15 protein-coding genes are annotated in these 16,839 nt (G+C 57.4%); 5 read left to right on the top strand and 10 right to left on the bottom strand.

The genetic code is table 11. From position 1 onward, the window contains the following. Nucleotides 1-33: 33 nt before the first annotated feature. The 3 genes from LN244_RS03185 to LN244_RS03175 all read right to left on the bottom strand — a co-directional run bounded on the left by LN244_RS03185 (nt 34) and on the right by LN244_RS03175 (nt 6,242). On the bottom strand, nt 34-3,075 hold the full coding sequence (locus LN244_RS03185) for a sensor domain-containing diguanylate cyclase (protein ID WP_239041408.1): 3,042 nt from the start codon (nt 3,073-3,075) through the stop codon (nt 34-36). A gap of 126 nt (nt 3,076-3,201) precedes the next feature. Continuing rightward, a complete protein-coding gene (locus LN244_RS03180) occupies nt 3,202-4,500 on the bottom strand; it encodes a DEAD/DEAH box helicase (protein WP_239041407.1) in 1,299 nt (432 codons plus the stop codon). A 155-nt stretch (nt 4,501-4,655) separates the two neighbouring features. Beyond that, nucleotides 4,656-6,242 carry an ABC-F family ATPase gene (locus LN244_RS03175; RefSeq protein ID WP_239041406.1) on the bottom strand — a complete coding sequence of 529 codons (1,587 nt, stop codon included), beginning with the start codon at nt 6,240-6,242 and terminating at the stop codon, nt 4,656-4,658. Nucleotides 6,243-6,492: 250 nt separating this feature from the next. Here LN244_RS03175 and LN244_RS03170 point away from each other — a divergent pair, with 250 nt between their 5' ends. Further along, on the top strand, nt 6,493-7,107 hold the full coding sequence (locus LN244_RS03170) for a Spy/CpxP family protein refolding chaperone (protein ID WP_239041405.1): 615 nt from the start codon (nt 6,493-6,495) through the stop codon (nt 7,105-7,107). Nucleotides 7,108-7,174: 67 nt separating this feature from the next. Here the strand turns inward: LN244_RS03170 and LN244_RS03165 are convergent, their stop codons facing one another. Further along, nucleotides 7,175-7,660: a nucleoside deaminase gene (locus LN244_RS03165; RefSeq protein WP_239041404.1), complete on the bottom strand. Its 486-nt coding sequence runs from the start codon at nt 7,658-7,660 to the stop codon at nt 7,175-7,177. A 107-nt stretch (nt 7,661-7,767) separates the two neighbouring features. Here LN244_RS03165 and LN244_RS03160 point away from each other — a divergent pair, with 107 nt between their 5' ends. Next, nucleotides 7,768-8,313, top strand: coding sequence for a DUF3087 family protein (locus tag LN244_RS03160; protein ID WP_239041403.1), 546 nt, complete (start codon nt 7,768-7,770; stop codon nt 8,311-8,313). A gap of 16 nt (nt 8,314-8,329) precedes the next feature. Here the strand turns inward: LN244_RS03160 and LN244_RS03155 are convergent, their stop codons facing one another. The 5 genes from LN244_RS03155 to LN244_RS03135 all read right to left on the bottom strand — a co-directional run bounded on the left by LN244_RS03155 (nt 8,330) and on the right by LN244_RS03135 (nt 11,601). Next, the gene (locus tag LN244_RS03155; RefSeq protein WP_239041402.1) at nt 8,330-9,073 is read right to left on the bottom strand and encodes a DUF6544 family protein; all 744 of its coding nucleotides are present in this window, start codon (nt 9,071-9,073) and stop codon (nt 8,330-8,332) included. Between the two features lie 14 nt (nt 9,074-9,087). Continuing rightward, nucleotides 9,088-9,936 (bottom strand): pirin family protein, encoded by an 849-nt coding sequence (locus LN244_RS03150; RefSeq protein ID WP_239041401.1) that lies wholly within the window; start codon nt 9,934-9,936, stop codon nt 9,088-9,090. A gap of 124 nt (nt 9,937-10,060) precedes the next feature. Then, the gene (arfB, locus tag LN244_RS03145) at nt 10,061-10,474 is read right to left on the bottom strand and encodes an alternative ribosome rescue aminoacyl-tRNA hydrolase ArfB (protein ID WP_239041400.1); all 414 of its coding nucleotides are present in this window, start codon (nt 10,472-10,474) and stop codon (nt 10,061-10,063) included. Between the two features lie 7 nt (nt 10,475-10,481). Continuing rightward, on the bottom strand, nt 10,482-11,033 hold the full coding sequence (locus tag LN244_RS03140) for an NMCC_0638 family (lipo)protein (RefSeq protein ID WP_239041399.1): 552 nt from the start codon (nt 11,031-11,033) through the stop codon (nt 10,482-10,484). 7 nt (nt 11,034-11,040) lie between these two features. Then, on the bottom strand, nt 11,041-11,601 hold the full coding sequence (locus LN244_RS03135) for an NMCC_0638 family (lipo)protein (RefSeq protein ID WP_239041398.1): 561 nt from the start codon (nt 11,599-11,601) through the stop codon (nt 11,041-11,043). Between the two features lie 140 nt (nt 11,602-11,741). Here LN244_RS03135 and LN244_RS03130 point away from each other — a divergent pair, with 140 nt between their 5' ends. Both LN244_RS03130 and LN244_RS03125 read left to right on the top strand, forming a co-directional pair. Beyond that, on the top strand, nt 11,742-12,281 hold the full coding sequence (locus tag LN244_RS03130; RefSeq protein ID WP_239041397.1) for a cytochrome c3 family protein: 540 nt from the start codon (nt 11,742-11,744) through the stop codon (nt 12,279-12,281). 11 nt (nt 12,282-12,292) lie between these two features. Beyond that, the gene (locus tag LN244_RS03125; RefSeq protein WP_239041396.1) at nt 12,293-13,612 is read left to right on the top strand and encodes a multiheme c-type cytochrome; all 1,320 of its coding nucleotides are present in this window, start codon (nt 12,293-12,295) and stop codon (nt 13,610-13,612) included. A 22-nt stretch (nt 13,613-13,634) separates the two neighbouring features. Here the strand turns inward: LN244_RS03125 and LN244_RS03120 are convergent, their stop codons facing one another. Continuing rightward, nucleotides 13,635-14,018 (bottom strand): DNA-J related domain-containing protein, encoded by a 384-nt coding sequence (locus tag LN244_RS03120; RefSeq protein WP_239041395.1) that lies wholly within the window; start codon nt 14,016-14,018, stop codon nt 13,635-13,637. 109 nt (nt 14,019-14,127) lie between these two features. On the opposite strand from LN244_RS03120, the gene LN244_RS03115 reads away from it, so the two are divergent. Continuing rightward, entirely contained in the window at nt 14,128-16,839 is a 2,712-nt protein-coding gene (locus LN244_RS03115; protein ID WP_239041394.1) for a DUF2339 domain-containing protein, read from the top strand.

The raw sequence follows: 16,839 nt of genomic DNA, 5'->3' as shown, positions 1-16,839 counted from the left end.
GTACTCGAATTTCAACGGCATACATCGCTGCGCTCATGAATGAAGCGCGCCGGGGAGATGGTAAAAGTAGTACTGGTTCTTGCCCTGTTGCTTGGCGGTGTACATTGCCTGATCGGCATGACGCAGCAGCGTATCCGGGTCCCGGCCATCCTGTGGATATGTCGTAACACCAATACTGGCAGAAACGTGACAATCCCTGTCATGAACAACGACAGTGTCCGCAACCCGACGCAGTACACGCTCCAGCGTCACTTCGGCCTGTTCAAGCGTACTGATACCACTCAACAGCAGCACAAACTCATCTCCCCCGAGACGCGACACGGTATCGACCTCTCTAAGGGTGGCAACCAGTCGCTGAGCGATTTCTATCAGCACTCTATCCCCTGCCTCATGTCCCAAAGCATCATTAATTGCCTTGAAGCCATCCAGGTCGAGATAACAGACAGCAAACACCGAACCGTAGCGATGCGCATGGGCAACCGCCTGCTCCATGCGCTCGGCCAGCAATGCTCGGTTCGGCAGCCCGGTCAGACTGTCATAATGAGCCAGCTGTTCCAGCTTTTGTTGCTGATGTTTAAGCTGGGAAATGTCTCGAGTGACCGAAAGCACCGCCGAGATCTGTCCATCGGTGTCGCGCAACGGAGCTGCATGGGTATCCAGCCAGCGGACCTGGCCCTGCCGCCCGGTCACGGTAAATTCCAGTGAACCAGAATCCCCCTGGAGCACGCGTTGATTGAGTGCCTCAAATTGTTCCCGGTATTTCGGATCGACAAAACTGAGCACCCCAGCCTGGTTAACCTGCTCGACACTGTCCGCTTCCAGCATCGCAAGACCAGCAGAGTTCATCTGCAGCAGCTCACCATCCGGAGACATGACCTTGACGCATTCGGGCTGGGTCTCGATGATCGTTTCCAACCGCTGTTCGCTGGCCGCCAGGGCTCGACGGTCCATCTCCTGGGTAATGGCAGAGCCTATCCAGCGCGCCAACAGGCGCATGAACTCCCGATCACCATCATCGAACTCTCGCTCATAGGACTCGGGCCCGGAAAAGTTCACCGTCCCGAAAACCTGGTCATTCACATAAACGGGCGCACCCAGATAGGACTCAAGGTGGAACAGCTCATAGCAAGGGTGATGATGGTAGACAGAAGACCCCATGCTTGATATGGCCAGCACGTCATTCAGCTTCAAGGTGATGTCACAGTAGGTATTACCCAGTTCGAAGCACTGTGCATCTTCAAGGGTGCCGGGCGGCGACACTTGCGCCAGTAACTTGTAGGTTTGTCCTGAAATCTCGCTGACGATGCCAAAACTGAGCCCAAAATGCTCATTCCCGATTCTGAGCGCCTGGCGCAACTGCTCCTGAAATGGCAGATGGGTTAATGCCGCGACCTCGTTCAAAGCCGCCAGCCCCTTGCGCTGACGCAGCTCCTCGGCTTCGATGCGCTTGCGCACGGTAATATCTTCAATCAGGGCGATACCGCCCACGATCTCACCGGCTTCACTCCTGACCGGGGCGCAACGCATCGAAATCCACAACTGCACACTGCCATAGCTGGTACAGTACTCACCTTCATAGTAGGTACGCTTGCCTTCCAGTGAACCTTCCAAAGCCGGAATCACGCGCTGGTCACGCAGTTTGTGACAATTCAGCCCCAACATGTACTCGATCGGAACACACATGATCTCGGCAAAACGGGTGTTCACATAGGTTACCTGCAACTCACGATCATAGTTGAGGATACCTGCTGGTGAATTACTCAGCAGCTGACGATATCGCTCCTCGCTCTGCTGCAACTTGGCCTGACTTTGCAGCAGGGCAGCCTCTGCTGCCTTGCGAGCGCTGGTATCAATCATGGTGCCCGCCATGACAGCAGGTTCTCCATGCTCATCCGATTCGACAACCTGCCCTCTGATCAACACCCAGGACCAATTATCACTGTCCGTTTTGAAACGGCATTCAGCTTCGAACAGCTCATCAATACCACTGAGGTGATTGTTCAGCTGAAGATTGAATGAGGGCACGTCCTCGGGGTGCATAAGGCTGCGCAACAGTTCACCACTGGTTGCCATGGGTAGCTGATTCAGTACATGCGATTCCTTGGCATGGCTGATACGGTCATCCTTCAGACTCCACTCCCACATCCCCAGCTCTGCCCCCAGGCTCGCCAGCGCCAGGCGACGTTGACTCACGCTGAGTTCCCCGATCAGCACTGTGATGAGTACGGGAATGATGGTCGCTGTTGCCATGTAGCCCCAGAGCATGGCCAGGCTGAAATGGACGTCATCAGACAGGAAGGGGCCGCTGCCCTGTGCCGTTGCCCATACTGCCTGCGCCGACAGTAACAGTGCAGCTCCAGAGGCCACCGCCACACCACCCCTGATCGCCAACCAGGACAAGAGGAAAAATGGCAGGTAAAGGACAGGATGATACAAGGCTTCATTGTTCACCGGGCCGTTGAAAATCAGTACCCCGGTGCACAGCAGGAGCAGGAGGGCGATGCCAAGATCAATCCCGCGGGATCCACCAAGCGTCGTTTTCAAAGCGGACCAGCGGAACGTCATCAACGGAATCCCGCACACCAGAGCGCCCATGGCGTCCCCCAGCCACCACACCGCCCAGGCCTTGGGCAGAGCCGCGGTCGGCACCACATCGGCCAGCCAGAGCTGATATACCCCATTGGCTGAAGTGATCAGCATGGCTGTGACAACGCCGAGTATCAGATAAAGCAGCAGGTCTGTGCGACGCGCCAGACTGGGATTGAAACCTGAGCGCTTGAGCAACCAGACCCCCAACAGCGGCCCTATCGTATTACCAGTGGCGATGATACTGGCCAACCAGAGCGAACCATCAATCGACAGGTTGATACTGAAGGCAGCCAGCCAGATCGCAGGCCATAATGACAATCCCCAGCGCATCAGGGCCGCTAAGGCGATACCTGTCGGCGCCCAGATAAGCGTGATGTGAGCATCGAGAAAGGGAACAGACAGCCCGACCAGCCCAGCTGTGTAATACGCCAGCGCCAGCATCATGAAACGGCCCGGCCAACGCCAGTCGTTGAACATTTTTTTCATTATAAGGGCCTTGAAAAAGGTTCTATCTTTTCATTTTTGCAGCTCTGCAGCACTCAATTCAACTACTATGAAGCTTCCCTTTGTTCGCAATGCTGAGTATCTGTTCGGACAAGGCCATAGCCCGCTTTAACGGGAAAACAGAGAACGACGACCTGCCGAACGTGCAGGCTTACGCTCAGGGCTGTTGGTTTCCTTGCTGGCAGTTCTGGATTTCTGGGCTGACCGAGGCTTTGAAGCACCGGGTCTGCTCGTTTTTTTCTCAGCCAGTGGGGCACTCTCGATCAGGCGCCCATTTTCAAAGCGAGGCACGGGCTGCACCTGCAAGGGTTTGTTGAGCAACGCCGAGATCGCCTGCAGAAAACGCCGCTCTTCCGGTGCCACCAAAGAAACGGCCCAGCCGCGCTGACCGGCTCGGCCGGTTCGCCCGATGCGGTGAACATAGGCCTCGGGCTGATTGGGCAGATCGTAATTCACCACCTGCGGCAATGCTTCGATATCCAGACCACGGGCCGCCACATCCGTTGCCACCAGCACCTGCACCTCTCCCTCCTTGAATGCCTGCAACGCCGCCAGCCGCTCACGCTGGTGGCGGTCGCCATGGATCGCCAACGTACTGATGCCTTCCTCCTGCAGCTGAGCCGCCACCAGATCAGCCCGGCGCTTGGTACGGGTGAATACCAGTGTCTGTTGCCAGTTTCCCTCTCTGATCAGGTAACTGAGCACGTCGGTCTTGTCGGCATTGGTCACCGCATAGGCACTCTGTTTGACCTGCTGGCTGGCGGCATTGCGACGGGCAACCTGCACCCGTTCCGGCTGTCGCAACAGCGATTCGGCAAGAGCCTCTACCGAGCTATTCAGCGTGGCGGAAAAAAGCAGCGTCTGACGCTGTTCCGGCATATGGCTCATCAGCTTGCGGATATCGTGAATAAACCCCAGGTCCAGCATGCGGTCTGCTTCGTCCAGCACCAGCAGCTGCAGGTGTGCCAGCGAGAGTTTCTTCTGATTGAGCATGTCCAGCAGACGCCCCGGGGTCGCCACCAGAATATCAGCGCCACGTTTCATCTTGCGGATCTGGTTGTCGAAGCGTACACCACCAAAAATGGAGATCACTCTCATACCCAGCAGTCGGCCGTACTCCAGCGCATTGTCCCCCACCTGAACCGCCAGCTCGCGGGTCGGCACGAGCACCAGCCCGCGGATCTCATGATACTCATCCGTGACCGGTTCCCGGCTCAACTGCTGAATCATCGGCAAGGCAAAGGCTGCCGTCTTGCCGGTGCCGGTCTGCGCCTCGGCGATCAGATCCTTGCCAGCCAGTATGCGCGGAATCGCCTGAGCCTGAATCGGCGTAGGCTGCTTGTAGCCCAGCTCCTCCAGCGTATGGACAAGTTCCGGACAGAGATGAAGATCGGCAAAAGTGGTCACGACGGCAGACTCGGCTGAAAACGGCTATTATCGCATGAAGCTCAGGGCCGCCCAAACAGCTTCAACACACAGCGGTTTTGTGTGCTTGAGCGGAGGCAGGATATGCAGCCAGCCGGTATTTCTGAACAGGCTGGCTGCGTCACATCAAGGAACGATCAGGAATCCTGCGAACGCAGGTAATCTTCGTAGTTGCCGTGGAAGTCGACGATGCCGGTCGGTGTCAGCTCGATGATGCGGGTAGCCAGTGATGATACAAACTCTCGGTCGTGGCTGACGAAGATCAGCGTCCCGGGATAGTTCTCCAGTGCCAGATTGAGCGACTCGATGGATTCCATATCCAGGTGGTTGGTGGGCTCGTCCAGCAGCATGATATTGGGCTTCTGCAGGATCAGTTTGCCGAACAGCATACGCCCCTGCTCACCACCGGAGATGACTTTAACGGACTTGTCGATCTCTTTCTGCGAGAACAGCATCCGGCCCAGCGTGCCACGGATCACCTGCTCATCATCACCCTCTTTGCCCCACTGACTCATCCAGTCGTACAGGTTCATGTCCTGCTCGAATTCGTGGGCATGATCCTGGGCGTAATAACCGATCTCGGCGTTCTCGGACCATTTCACCGTCCCGGCATTCGGCTCCAGATCGCCGACCAGACACTTGAGCAGGGTGGATTTACCGATGCCGTTGGGACCGATGATGGCAACCCGCTCACCCACGGACACCTGCAAATTCAGTCCGGAGAACAATTCTTCGTCGAACGACTTGGCCAGCCCTTCCACCTCAAGCGCGGTACGGTGAAGTTTTTTCGCCTGTTCGAAGCGGATGAACGGATTCTGGCGGCTGGAAGGCTTGATCTCTTCCAGCTGAATCTTGTCGATCTGCTTCAGGCGTGAAGTGGCCTGGCGTGACTTGGAGGCGTTGGCAGAAAAGCGACTGACAAACGCCTTGAGGTCGGCGATCTGAGCCTTCTTCTTGGCGTTGTCAGCCTGCATGCGCTCACGCGCCTGAGTAGAAGCCAGCATGTAATCGTCGTAGGTCCCCGGATACACCCTGAGCGTACCGTAGTCGATATCGGCCATGTGGGTGCACACGCTGTTGAGGAAGTGGCGGTCGTGCGAAATGATGATCATGGTGCACTGACGCTGGTTCAACACCCCTTCCAGCCAACGAATGGTGTTGATATCCAGGTTGTTGGTCGGCTCGTCGAGCAGCAGAATATCCGGGTCGGAGAACAGTGCCTGGGCCAGCAAGACACGCAGTTTCCAGCCCGGCGCGACTTCGCTCATCAAGCCAAAGTGCTGCTCCACCGGGATGCCGACACCGATCAGCAGTTCCCCCGCACGGGACTCGGCGGTATAACCATCCATCTCGGCAAATTCGGCTTCCAGCTCGCCGGCGCGAATACCGTCTTCCTCGGTCATCTCGGCCTTGGCGTAGATCGCGTCACGCTCAGACTTGATCGCCCAAAGCTCCTCATGCCCCATGATCACCGTATCGACCACGGAGTACTCCTCGTAGGCGAACTGATCCTGACGCAGCTTACCCAACCGCTCATTCGGATCTTTGGAGACATTGCCGGAGGACGGTTCCAGGTCGCCACCCAGAATTTTCATGAAGGTGGATTTACCGCAGCCGTTGGCACCGATAAGGCCGTAACGGTTGCCGTCACCGAATTTGACAGAAATGTTCTCAAACAGTGGCTTGGCGCCAAACTGCATGGTGATGTTCGCAGTGGTCAGCAATGGAATGGTCTCACTTGCCTGGAAAATGGAAATTCTGAAACGAGGAAGGCGGGGCCGGCTGCACATGGTTCAGCGGGCAGATGACGCTTTTCGATGCCGTATTATGCCACAAACAAACGCCGTTTACAGTGAGCACCTCATCGCTGACGTCACTCGAAAATGAGCAGCAAATTGCCATGAATCACGAGGATCTCCTTGCGATCTGCTCGGTCTGTGCCACGCTTGAATCATCTAATACGGAGAGGTCAACATGTTCAGAATTGAGATAACTCGACCGCTGTTACCGGCTCTGCTGGGGTTGGCTTTGGCAATCCCTGTAAGTGCGCACAACCATATGATGCAACAAGCGCCAACCAACATGCCCGGACCTGCCATGGCACAGGGAATGGGCCCCGGAATGATGTACGGCTATGGCCCCATGATGGGCTATGGCATGGGCGGTCACATGATGGGGTATGGCATGGGAATGGGCGGTATGGGAATGGGCGGTATGGGAATGGGAAGCATGGGAATAATGCCCTGCCCAATGATGGGTGGAATCCAGGGAGGCCCAAACACGTTCGGCCTGCAGTTGGATGAAAACCAGCAGCAAAGGATGAACGAGATCGGCAAAAAGGTCTGGCAGCTGTATCAGGAACAGATGAAGGAAATGTGGGAACACCACAACGAGATGCAGCAGCTTTGGCAGGATGGAAAACCCGACAATGACAAGCTACTGAATGCACATCGGGAAATGCAGCAGGAACAGCTGGAAATGCTTGAACAACGCCTGAAACTGCAGCAGGAGATGGAGAGTGTGCTGACAGAGGAACAGCGCCAGCAGCTATGGCAGATGCATCGAGGGATGTATCGAGGCGGCCAGTAAACCGTTCGCGGCCGGCAGCATGCATTGAACAAAACATCCACCGGCCCGTTTTACCCGTGAAGCCCCGTTACTGATCCGAGGCATGATGCCGTCGATGCAGCTGATGAATTTGGTCAATCAGTTCCGGCACCGGCCCTTCAACCTTTAGTCCGGGTACCACATCACGGATCGGCAAGGCACTGACCGGCGCAGCCGGCACACCCAGCTCCTCAAGCCAGCGCCCCAATTGCTGGCAAGAGCTGGCGTAAACAATGCGGCCCAGTCCGACCCAGCCATGCGCAGCCGCGCACATGGGACAATGCTCTCCCGAGGTATAAACCGTGGCCGTCGCTCGCTCTTCAGGGGTCAGGTGCTCGGCCGCCCAGCGAGCCAGCTCGAACTCGGGGTGACGCGTATTGTCACCGGTTGCATGGATACGGTTGCGGTCTTCCGCGAGTATCCGACCGTCAGCGGCCACCAGAACAGAGCCAAAGGGCTCATCTCCGGCTTCCACAGCTTCCTCGGCGAGCTCTACAGCCCTGCGCAGATATTGCATATCGGATTCGGACCACATATCTATCTCCTGTCAAACCTTTCAGCTTTTAACAGCTTAGCAGAGCCCGTTTCCCGCCTCGACGATTACTGCTAACCTCAGCACTCCCGCGCAGACAAGGCCCTGACATGTCGGACATATTTACCCTTGAATCCCGTAATCCTGAGCAGTACCGCCAGGAGACCCGCAAAAGCAACCTGATCGTGATGGCGACCTTTGCGATTCTGGCCATGACACTGGCCACACTGAGTGTGCGTATTTTTGGCAGCCCGGAAGGCGGAAACTTCATCTGGAATCTGGCCGGGGTGCTGTCCGGCGTCATCGCCACCACCCTGGTCTTCAAAGGCTACTACTGGCAGCAGCCCTGGATGGACTCGGCCCGCTACGGCTGGCAACTCAAGCGCAGCCTGATGAGCGTGACCAACATCCTGCATGCGGTCAAGGACGGCGTTGAGCGTAATGATCACACGGCCTTGAAGGTCATGCGCTTCTACCATCTGGGACTGGAGCAGATGTACCGACTGGAAAACAACGAAAGCGAACTGCGTGACCTGCAGACAGAAAGTCAGGCTCATCTGGACAGACTGCTGGCGTTGGGAATCGCACCAGAGCAGACATCACTCGATCCGGCCTGGATTGAGCAGCTGAAACCGCCGAAGCGCACAAAACGCTGAGGGGCCGGCGCTGTTATCACCCCCACTCAACCTGAGTCTTACCCGCGTCTGATCGGAAACGAACCGACTCGACCCGCCCTTGCCACACGGGCTGAAACACACCCAGCCGGTACCAACCCACCTCTGCCCGGGTGGGCAATAAGGCACCCTCAAAACGCTGGTATTGCTCCAGCCGGGCCTCCCAGGGACGCAAACGATACTTGTGTCCTTCACGACAATACCGGCCGGGACTGTATACCCGGCACACTTCGTCTTGTTCATTGAAATAGAATATCAGCGTAGCGCTGACGCCCTCACAATGAATTTCAACCTGTGCCGATCGCGCCGACAATGACTGCCAGCGAATACAGGGATCAGAAATCAGCATTGCCGGATACCAGACACTCTCGGCCAGGAAGCGCATCAAGGCAGCCGAATTCAACTCGCTGCCGCCTCTCTCTCGTGCCAGAGGTATCAACGAGAACAACCGGACCTCTCCCCGCCCTTGCCCCTGATGAAAGCCATCCCTGACACTCACCCATGCCCCAGGAAAAATGCCGACTTTCGCCTGCCAGATGAATGCATGCTGCAGGGGCCATACCCGCTGGCGTGCACTGAACGTCAGCCACCGCGACTGGTCCATATCCGTTCGCAATCGCCCCGATTGCAGGATCTCCAGCTCAGAGGACACTTTGCTCCACTCAGGCAACACTTTGGCCAGCCAGGCGGCCACCGGGGCTGGCAGTGATTGTTGTGGCTGAACAGCGGCCGGTTCATTCATTTCCCTTGTCTCTCTCAGACCAGGCGGCCCTGCTGATAATCTTCGATGGCCTGATCCAGTTCAGCCACCGTATTCATGACAAAAGGACCATATTGAGCAACCGGTTCTCCTATCGGCCTTGCTGCGAGAATCAGCATGGCAGCTCCCTGTTCACCGGCACTAAATGACAGTTGGTCACCGGCCGACAGCTCGGCGGCCTCGTTGAGATTGAGCACCTCCGATCCCAATTGCCCGCTGCCTTCAAACAGGTAGATAAAACCGGCGCGCTCAGACGCCAGTGGCAGCGAGAGGCAGGCGTTGGGTGGCAGGCGCAGATCCAGCATCAAGGGGTCACGGCTGATGCCTTTGACCGGGCCGGCATAGGACTGACCATTGAGTTCTATTTCACCGGCGATGAGCTTGAGTCGGGCTCCCGAAAGCGCGTCTTCAACCAGAGCAATCTGGTCGGCCGCAAATTCCTGATAATGTGCTGGCATCATCTTTTCGGCGGCGGGCAGATTCACCCAAAGCTGGAATCCTCGCATCAGCCCCTCTTCCTGCTCCGGCATTTCCTCATGGATCACACCACGGCCAGCCGTCATCCACTGCACGCCGCCACTTTCGAGCACCGCTTCGTTACCCAGATGGTCACGGTGGCGCATGCGCCCATCCAGCATATAGGTGACGGTTTCAAAACCACGGTGAGGATGCGCCGGAAAACCGGCAATGTAATCTTCAGGATTATCGGAAAAAAAGTTATCCAGCATCAGGAAAGGATCAATACGATGCTGCGCCGAGCGGCCCAGACTGCGCAGCAGGCGCACGCCGGCGCCATCGCGGCTCTCACGGGCAGGGATACGACGTTTGATGGTACGTTCATTCATGGCAAGCCTCCTGTTGCGGGCTGCGCAACTCGTTCATGGATAACTGCCATTGTGCAATCGGAAGCACTGATCATGAACGGCAAAAAACAGCACAAAGTGATCAGTTTTGCTGATTTAAACTATTTCAGGGCTGCACCTTGCCCCGCATCGACTTGATGCTGCCACGCTGCTTTTTCTTATCCAGCCGCTTGCGCTGAGAACTGCGAGTCGGTTTCGTGGCACGGCGTTTTTTTTCTACCTTTACCGCACTGCGAATCAGTTCGGCCAAACGATTCAGTGCATCCTCACGGTTCTGTTCCTGAGTGCGGTACTGCTGCGCCTTGATCACGATCACACCCTCTCGGGTGATACGGCTGTCATTGAGCGCAAGCAATCGTTCCTTGTAAAACTCCGGCAGAGAAGAAGCACAGATATCGAAACGCAAATGAATCGCCGAAGACACCTTGTTGACGTTCTGCCCACCGGCTCCCTGAGCACGAATGGCACTCAGTTCAATCTCATCATCGGCCAGCGATACCGCGTTTGAAATCCTCAGCATGCCCTGATCAGCGCTCACTCAGGGTAAGTGACACCATTGCCTGAATCGCAGCCCCGGACTCACGAGAGGTGGTCAGGGTGAGTAACAGGCGGCGCGGTGCATGCTCGGTCGCCCATTGCCAGGACTCAGTCAGTGCCTCGCCGTTGAGTGGGGTCTGTATCTGTTTTTCACTGAGTTTACTGGAGTGGAGCGGTGTCGGGGCCTGCGAAGCCAAGTCGGCAAACCACTGACGGGTGACGGTCGCATCACTTCGCCGTGCCAGAACCGAACAGAGCCGGTTTCCCTCCGGCAAGGCCAGAACATACTGGCCAAACTGCCCCTGATAAGGGATCGGCCAGGCATCGCCGCCACCTTCCGGCAGGAAATGCTGAGCCTGCTGTGGCGGCAATTTGGGCAACTGCTGAGCAATCAGCTCATGGCGCAGGGCACCATAATCGTCAAAGTGCTTCATGCAGAATGAGAGATAAACCTTCTTCAAAAACACGGCACGCTCATCCGCCTGGGCCAGACTTGGCAACACCGTCATCAGTACCAGAAGGCAGGCCGTATATTTCTTCATGCAGGGATTACTCTTCGTTCTGTTTCATTGTCAGTGTCAGCGACAGGATTGCCTGTATCTGTGCATCTTGTTGCTCGGAAACCATAAGACTGTGAGTCAAAACACGATCAGACCCATTCCAGGCCCAGCGATTGATCTGGGCATTCCCGGCGAAATGTCCTTCAGCTTCAGCAGTCTGCAGCCGCTCAGGATCATAGCCCTCTGGGGGGTTAAGCATCAGCTGCTCAAACCAGCTCAGCGTGTAATTCACATCCGCATACCGGGCGACAATGGCGCAACTGTTTTCATCTTCGGCCAGCACCAGAACATATTCGCGTCTTCCCTGATAGGCCAGAGCCCAGCCCTGAACGCTGTCGTTGCCCATCAGCAGTTGACGCACGAGGGCGGAGGGCAACTGAGGCAGCGCTCCGTTTTCAAGGCGCTGCCGAAAGCTCTCCGGATCCTCGGCAAAGGCCAGACACTGGGTGCGATACTGGTGTTGCAGGAAGCCGTCACGTTCAATCGCCCACGCGACCGTGCCTGCAAACATCATCAGCAAGGCCAGCAACCCTCTCTTCATCCCTGTCATACAAAACATCCTCCGTGATTGTTTTTCCAAAGTCTGACCGCCATACCGGCCTTTGGCAAGCCGGTTCACTGGAAAAAAAGCCATGCTGTTCTAAGCTGAGTGGCATACTTAAAATTAGCGTCACATAAGGATATATGGCCATGTTCTGGATCAAGACGCTGCTGGTACTGGCTTTTCTCGGCATTGGCGTTATCAGCAGCTGGGGCCTGACCGATCACACTCTGCACCTGACTTCGACTCAAGCCTTCTGTGGCAGTTGCCACAGCATGAAGCCAATGCAGGCCTCTTTTTTGCGGGACACTCATGGTGGCAACTCCACGACGGGCATTCAGGCCCTGTGTACCGACTGCCATCTGCCGCATGACAGCACGATCAATTACCTGTGGGTCAAGGCCCGCAGCGGCGCCTGGGATATCTGGAAAGAGTTCGTTCTCGGAGCCGAGGATGTGGACTGGCACGCCAAGCGCGCCCGGGCCAACACCTATGTTTATGATTCCGGTTGCATCAAGTGCCACAACAACCTGCAATCCGGCTCCGGGCTGGACCCTGCACAATTTGTGGCACATAAACCCTATTTTCTCGGCACCATCAAGGATAGCTGTATCGACTGCCATAGTGTCGGTCATGCCGATCTGAGCCGCGAACTGCCCCCTCCGCCAACGGCGGCCATCACCGAATAAGGAGATCGATCATGGTTCAGCTTTTCTGCCGACTCTTGCTGCTCATACTGCTGCCGCTGAGCGTCCTGGCCCAGGCTGCCGCCACAGGTTCCGAGATCAATCCGAGTATCAAATCACTGGCATTCAGCCGTAGCCTCTCCGAACTTGACCGCCAGTGCGTCAGCTGCCATCAACAGGAACACCCGGGAGTCGTCGCAGACTGGAAGAACAGCCGACACAGCCATGTCGGCGTAGGTTGCAACGACTGCCATGCGGCAGCCAAGGGCGAACCCGATGCTCGGCTGCATAATCAGGAAGGACTGGAAAATGTCTATATTTCCCCCCTGGTCTCCCCGGACACCTGTGGCCGCTGTCATGCGCAGGAGCAGCAGGAGTTCAATCACAGCGGTCATTTCCGTGCCTACCGCCAGATCATTCCCAAGAACAGCCTGCACGCCCTGGTGAAATTCCATGAAGGGCGCAATAACCCTGAACTGGGCAATGCACCGGACGAAACCGGCTGCATGCAATGCCACGGCACGGAGATCAAGCTGCTGGACGACGGCCGCCCCGATCCCACAACCTGGCCCAACTCGGGCATGGGTAATATCTATCCGGACGGATCAACCGGTAACTGCGGTGCCTGCCATACCCGCCACCGCTTCTCCATTGCCGAAGCCCGCAAGCCTCAAGCCTGTGCCAGCTGCCATCTGGGGCCGGACCACCCCGATATTGAAGTCTTCGAAAACAGCAAACACGGGCAGGTGTTTGCAGCCGAAGGCCATGAGTGGAACTGGAACGCTCCCGCCGACGGCTGGGAACCCGGCGATTATCGTGCCCCAACCTGTGCCACCTGCCATATGAGCGGCGTCGGCAATCTGGCCCCTACTCACAACATCACTCAGCGCTTGTACTGGAACCTTTGGGCTGAACGCTCTGAAGTGCGCAACTCCACCGATGTACTGAGTCCGCTGCTTGGCAACGGCGAGCAGGGCCGACAGGAGATGAAAGCGGTCTGCAAGGCCTGTCATGGCAAGTCGCATACCGAAGGTTTTTTCAAACAGGGTGACAAGGCTGTTCAGCTGTATAACGTGGAGTACTACGATCCTGCGCGCAAAATGCGTGACGAGCTCAAGGAAAAGGGCTTGCTGAAGGATAACCCCTGGACCGACGAGTTCCAGATCACCTTCTACCATCTATGGCACCATGAAGGACGCAGAGCCCGCCACGGTGCCATGATGGCCGGCCCCGATTATGCCCACTGGCATGGATTCTTTGAGCTCCAGCAGGATCTCTACAAACTGCAGGGAATCTACCGTAAACGGATTGAGAGTGGTCAAATCGAGGATTGATCTCTCATTTGGTACCCGGCCCTCAGTGACGAGGGCCGGTCACAGTTTCCATCAACGCCACCAGATCCTCGGCAGTAGTGTGTTCAAAATTGTGCCAATCGAGGTAGTACTCGCTGAGCAACGGGTTGGGATCGATGCAATCATCCTTGCCACGGGACTTGTGCAGCTCGATATGCATGGGCGAGATATTCAGCACCCGCCCCTCTTCTTCCCAAAGAATATCCTGCAGATCGTAAAGGGCATTCATGATGATGAAATGCTTACGAAAGAGGGCGAGCAGTCCATCCGCTTCCAACTCGTCAAATGCATTCTGCCGGTCCAGTGTCCGCATCAGGTAATACTCACTGACCCCTTCCGGGTGCTGACGAAGCTCGCTCAGTACTTGGGGCAATACAGGGTTAATCATGCGTCACCTTCCGCTCTTGTCTTTCTGCGCGGGAGCCAATTGCATTATAGTCAAAGCGATCTGTTCGTCAGGGCAGAAGGCGGCAACATGGATATAGATGAGGTGGATGATGGATGAACTCTGGCTGCTTTTGATGGCTCTCCCACTGTTTGTAGTGGTCGGAGCCTGTTTCGGCATTCGCGCCTGGGTCGTTACCCGTCACCTGCGCGATCACATTACCCAGCTGCAGGAGCGTGTCCAGGAGCTGGAACAGCGCGAGGCTCCACGGACCACCGATGTAGCAACCGCCCGCCCACCCGAAAACCTCACCGCTCCCCCCCCCCGACCGGAAGCGGAACCCGCGCCACCCCCCACACGCCAGGAGAGCGCCACGCCCACAGAAGCCACTCAGCATGCTGCCGCTGATGCTGCCTGGGGTGTGGAACCAGCACCCGCTGCCGAACAGCCCCCAACGATTTCCATCTCACCTCCCATCACGGCTGAAGCGCCCCGCTTTTTTGATCGTCTTGCCGCCAACCTCCGAGCCAACTGGATGATCTGGCTGGGCGGTATCTGTGTCGGTCTGGCCGGCGTTTTCATGGTGCATTACTCCATTGAGCAGGGTCTGCTGGGGCCGGAAGCGCGTGTCATTCTTTCCCTGATTGCCGGCGTGGTGCTACATGGGGCCGCCGAATGGCTCAGGCGCAGCCGTGGCCAGCATGATGTGTTCGCGGCATTGGCCGGAGGCGCCAGTATCATCCTTTATGCCGCACTCTTTGCCGCCTTCAAGTTACTGAACGACATTTCGCCGGGGCTGATTTTTACTGGCATGGCACTGGTCTCCTTCGCCACCCAGGCACTGGCGTTGAGACATGGCCCTGTACTGGCCGCGCTCGGCATGCTCGGAGGTTATCTGGTCCCCATTCTGGTCAATACCGGCTCAGGCCAGATCGAGCTGGCCCTGATCTACATCGGCATCCTGACCCTGTTCTCGCTCTGGCTGCTGGCTTACGTTGAAAGACGCTGGCTCTGGCTGGGGGTCATCGCAGGCAGCTTGGGCTGGTGGCTGCTAAGTCTTGGCAGCCATCCGGCTGACGGTGTCCGATCGCTCTATCTGCTGGCACTGACCTACCTGTTTCTGGCCGTGCCCGGTTACGACTGGCTGCTGCAGCGGCGCGACGAGCCTGCCAGTCACTGGCTGCAGTTACTCAAACAGGTTCGCAGCACCCGCTACTGGCCGGTCCTTCCGACACTGGTGCTGATCGTACTGGCACAGGGGATTACGCTGGCCACTGAAACCGTCTCCCGCAGCAGTTATCCGACCCTGCTGCTGTTACCAGCCCTGCTGTTGCTCGCCGCCAGTCGGCGCCCGATTCTGAATCCCCTGCCAGTTCTGTTGCTGCTGGCGACCGCACTGGCAGTGGTCATGCCGATGCTGAGCTATCTCGGCGATCAGTTGCTGTTCACCGCACCGGACGCCGCCACTCAGGCGGCACTGGTTTCCCGCTTTGTGATGCTGACGATCCTCTATACCGCCGGTTCAGCCTGGCTGCTGCAGCGACGGGTGGAATACCCGGGGTTCTGGGTTGGCCTTGGCTGTTTCACGCCGTTGCTGATGCTGGCACTGGGCTACTACCTTTTCACCGCCTTCACTGCCGACTGGGCCTGGGGAGGCGCAGCGCTCATTCTCGGGTTGATTTATCTGACGCTGTCGAAGATGGCCCTGGAGCGCCCCACCAGCGACCTGGTAAGGGTATTGCTGATCAGCAGTGCCCATCTGGGGCTGTCGCTGGCCGCGGTAATCTGGCTGGTCGATGCCACTCTGACCCTGGCCTTTGCCGTTCAACTGATCACCCTGTCGCTGCTGCAACGACACTATCAGCTGAGATTGCTGCCTTGGGTGATTCGCCTGCTCCTTGCCGTGGTGATCTGCCGCCTGACGTTCAACCCCTGGCTGCTGACCTACGACAGCGGTACCCACTGGTCGCTGTGGACCTATGGCGGCTCGACGCTCTGCGCCTTTGCCGGGGCCTGGATTCTGCGCCACGACCACAAGCTGACCGCCTGGCTTCAGGGCGCCGCCGCCCACTTGCTGGTACTGACACTGGCGGCCGAGGTACGTTATTGGCTCTATGACGGCGATATCTTCCGCCATGAATACAGTTTTCTCGAAGCCAGCCTCAACACGCTGATCTGGGGCTCCGCCGGCTGCGTCTACCTCTGGCGCGCCAGACTTAGCCAATACCTGCAACGCTTCTATCAGGTGATCGCAACCCTGCACCTGCTGGCAGCCGCCGGTAACCATCTGCTCTTGGTCGTACTCTGGTATAACCCGCTTTGGCACAGTACCGAGATCAGCCCGACTCCGCTGTGGAACCTGCTGCTGATCAGCTACGGCCTGCCAAGCCTGCTGATGCTGATACTTTGGCGGCTCTTGCCCGGCCGCATTGGGCGCTACTCTGCGATGGCCGCAGGGTTGAACTGGCTGCTGTTCATTTCACTGGAGATCCGCCACCTCTGGCAGGGCAAACTGAGCCTGAGCTATCCAACCCCGGACGGTGAGCTGTACACCTATTCCGCAGTCTGGCTGCTGATGGCTTCGGGTGCCCTGTTGGGCGGAAACTGGCTGCAGAAAGCCTCGTTGTATCGTGGAGGCCTGGCCCTGCTGCTGGTGGTGGTCGCCAAGCTGTTCCTGATCGACATGTCGGACCTGACTGGACTCTGGCGGGTGGCATCCTTCATGGGACTGGGGTTGGCACTGCTGGCGCTGGCCTGGCTGCATCAGCGACTGACGCCGAAGAGCAGCGTCCCCCCGGATGCCTCCGGGGTGGACGCCGATTAG

The organism is Marinobacterium sediminicola (assembly GCF_022343685.1).
Lineage (GTDB): Bacteria > Pseudomonadota > Gammaproteobacteria > Pseudomonadales > Balneatricaceae > Marinobacterium > Marinobacterium sediminicola.
This window is presented reverse-complemented; position numbering and strand designations above follow the sequence as displayed.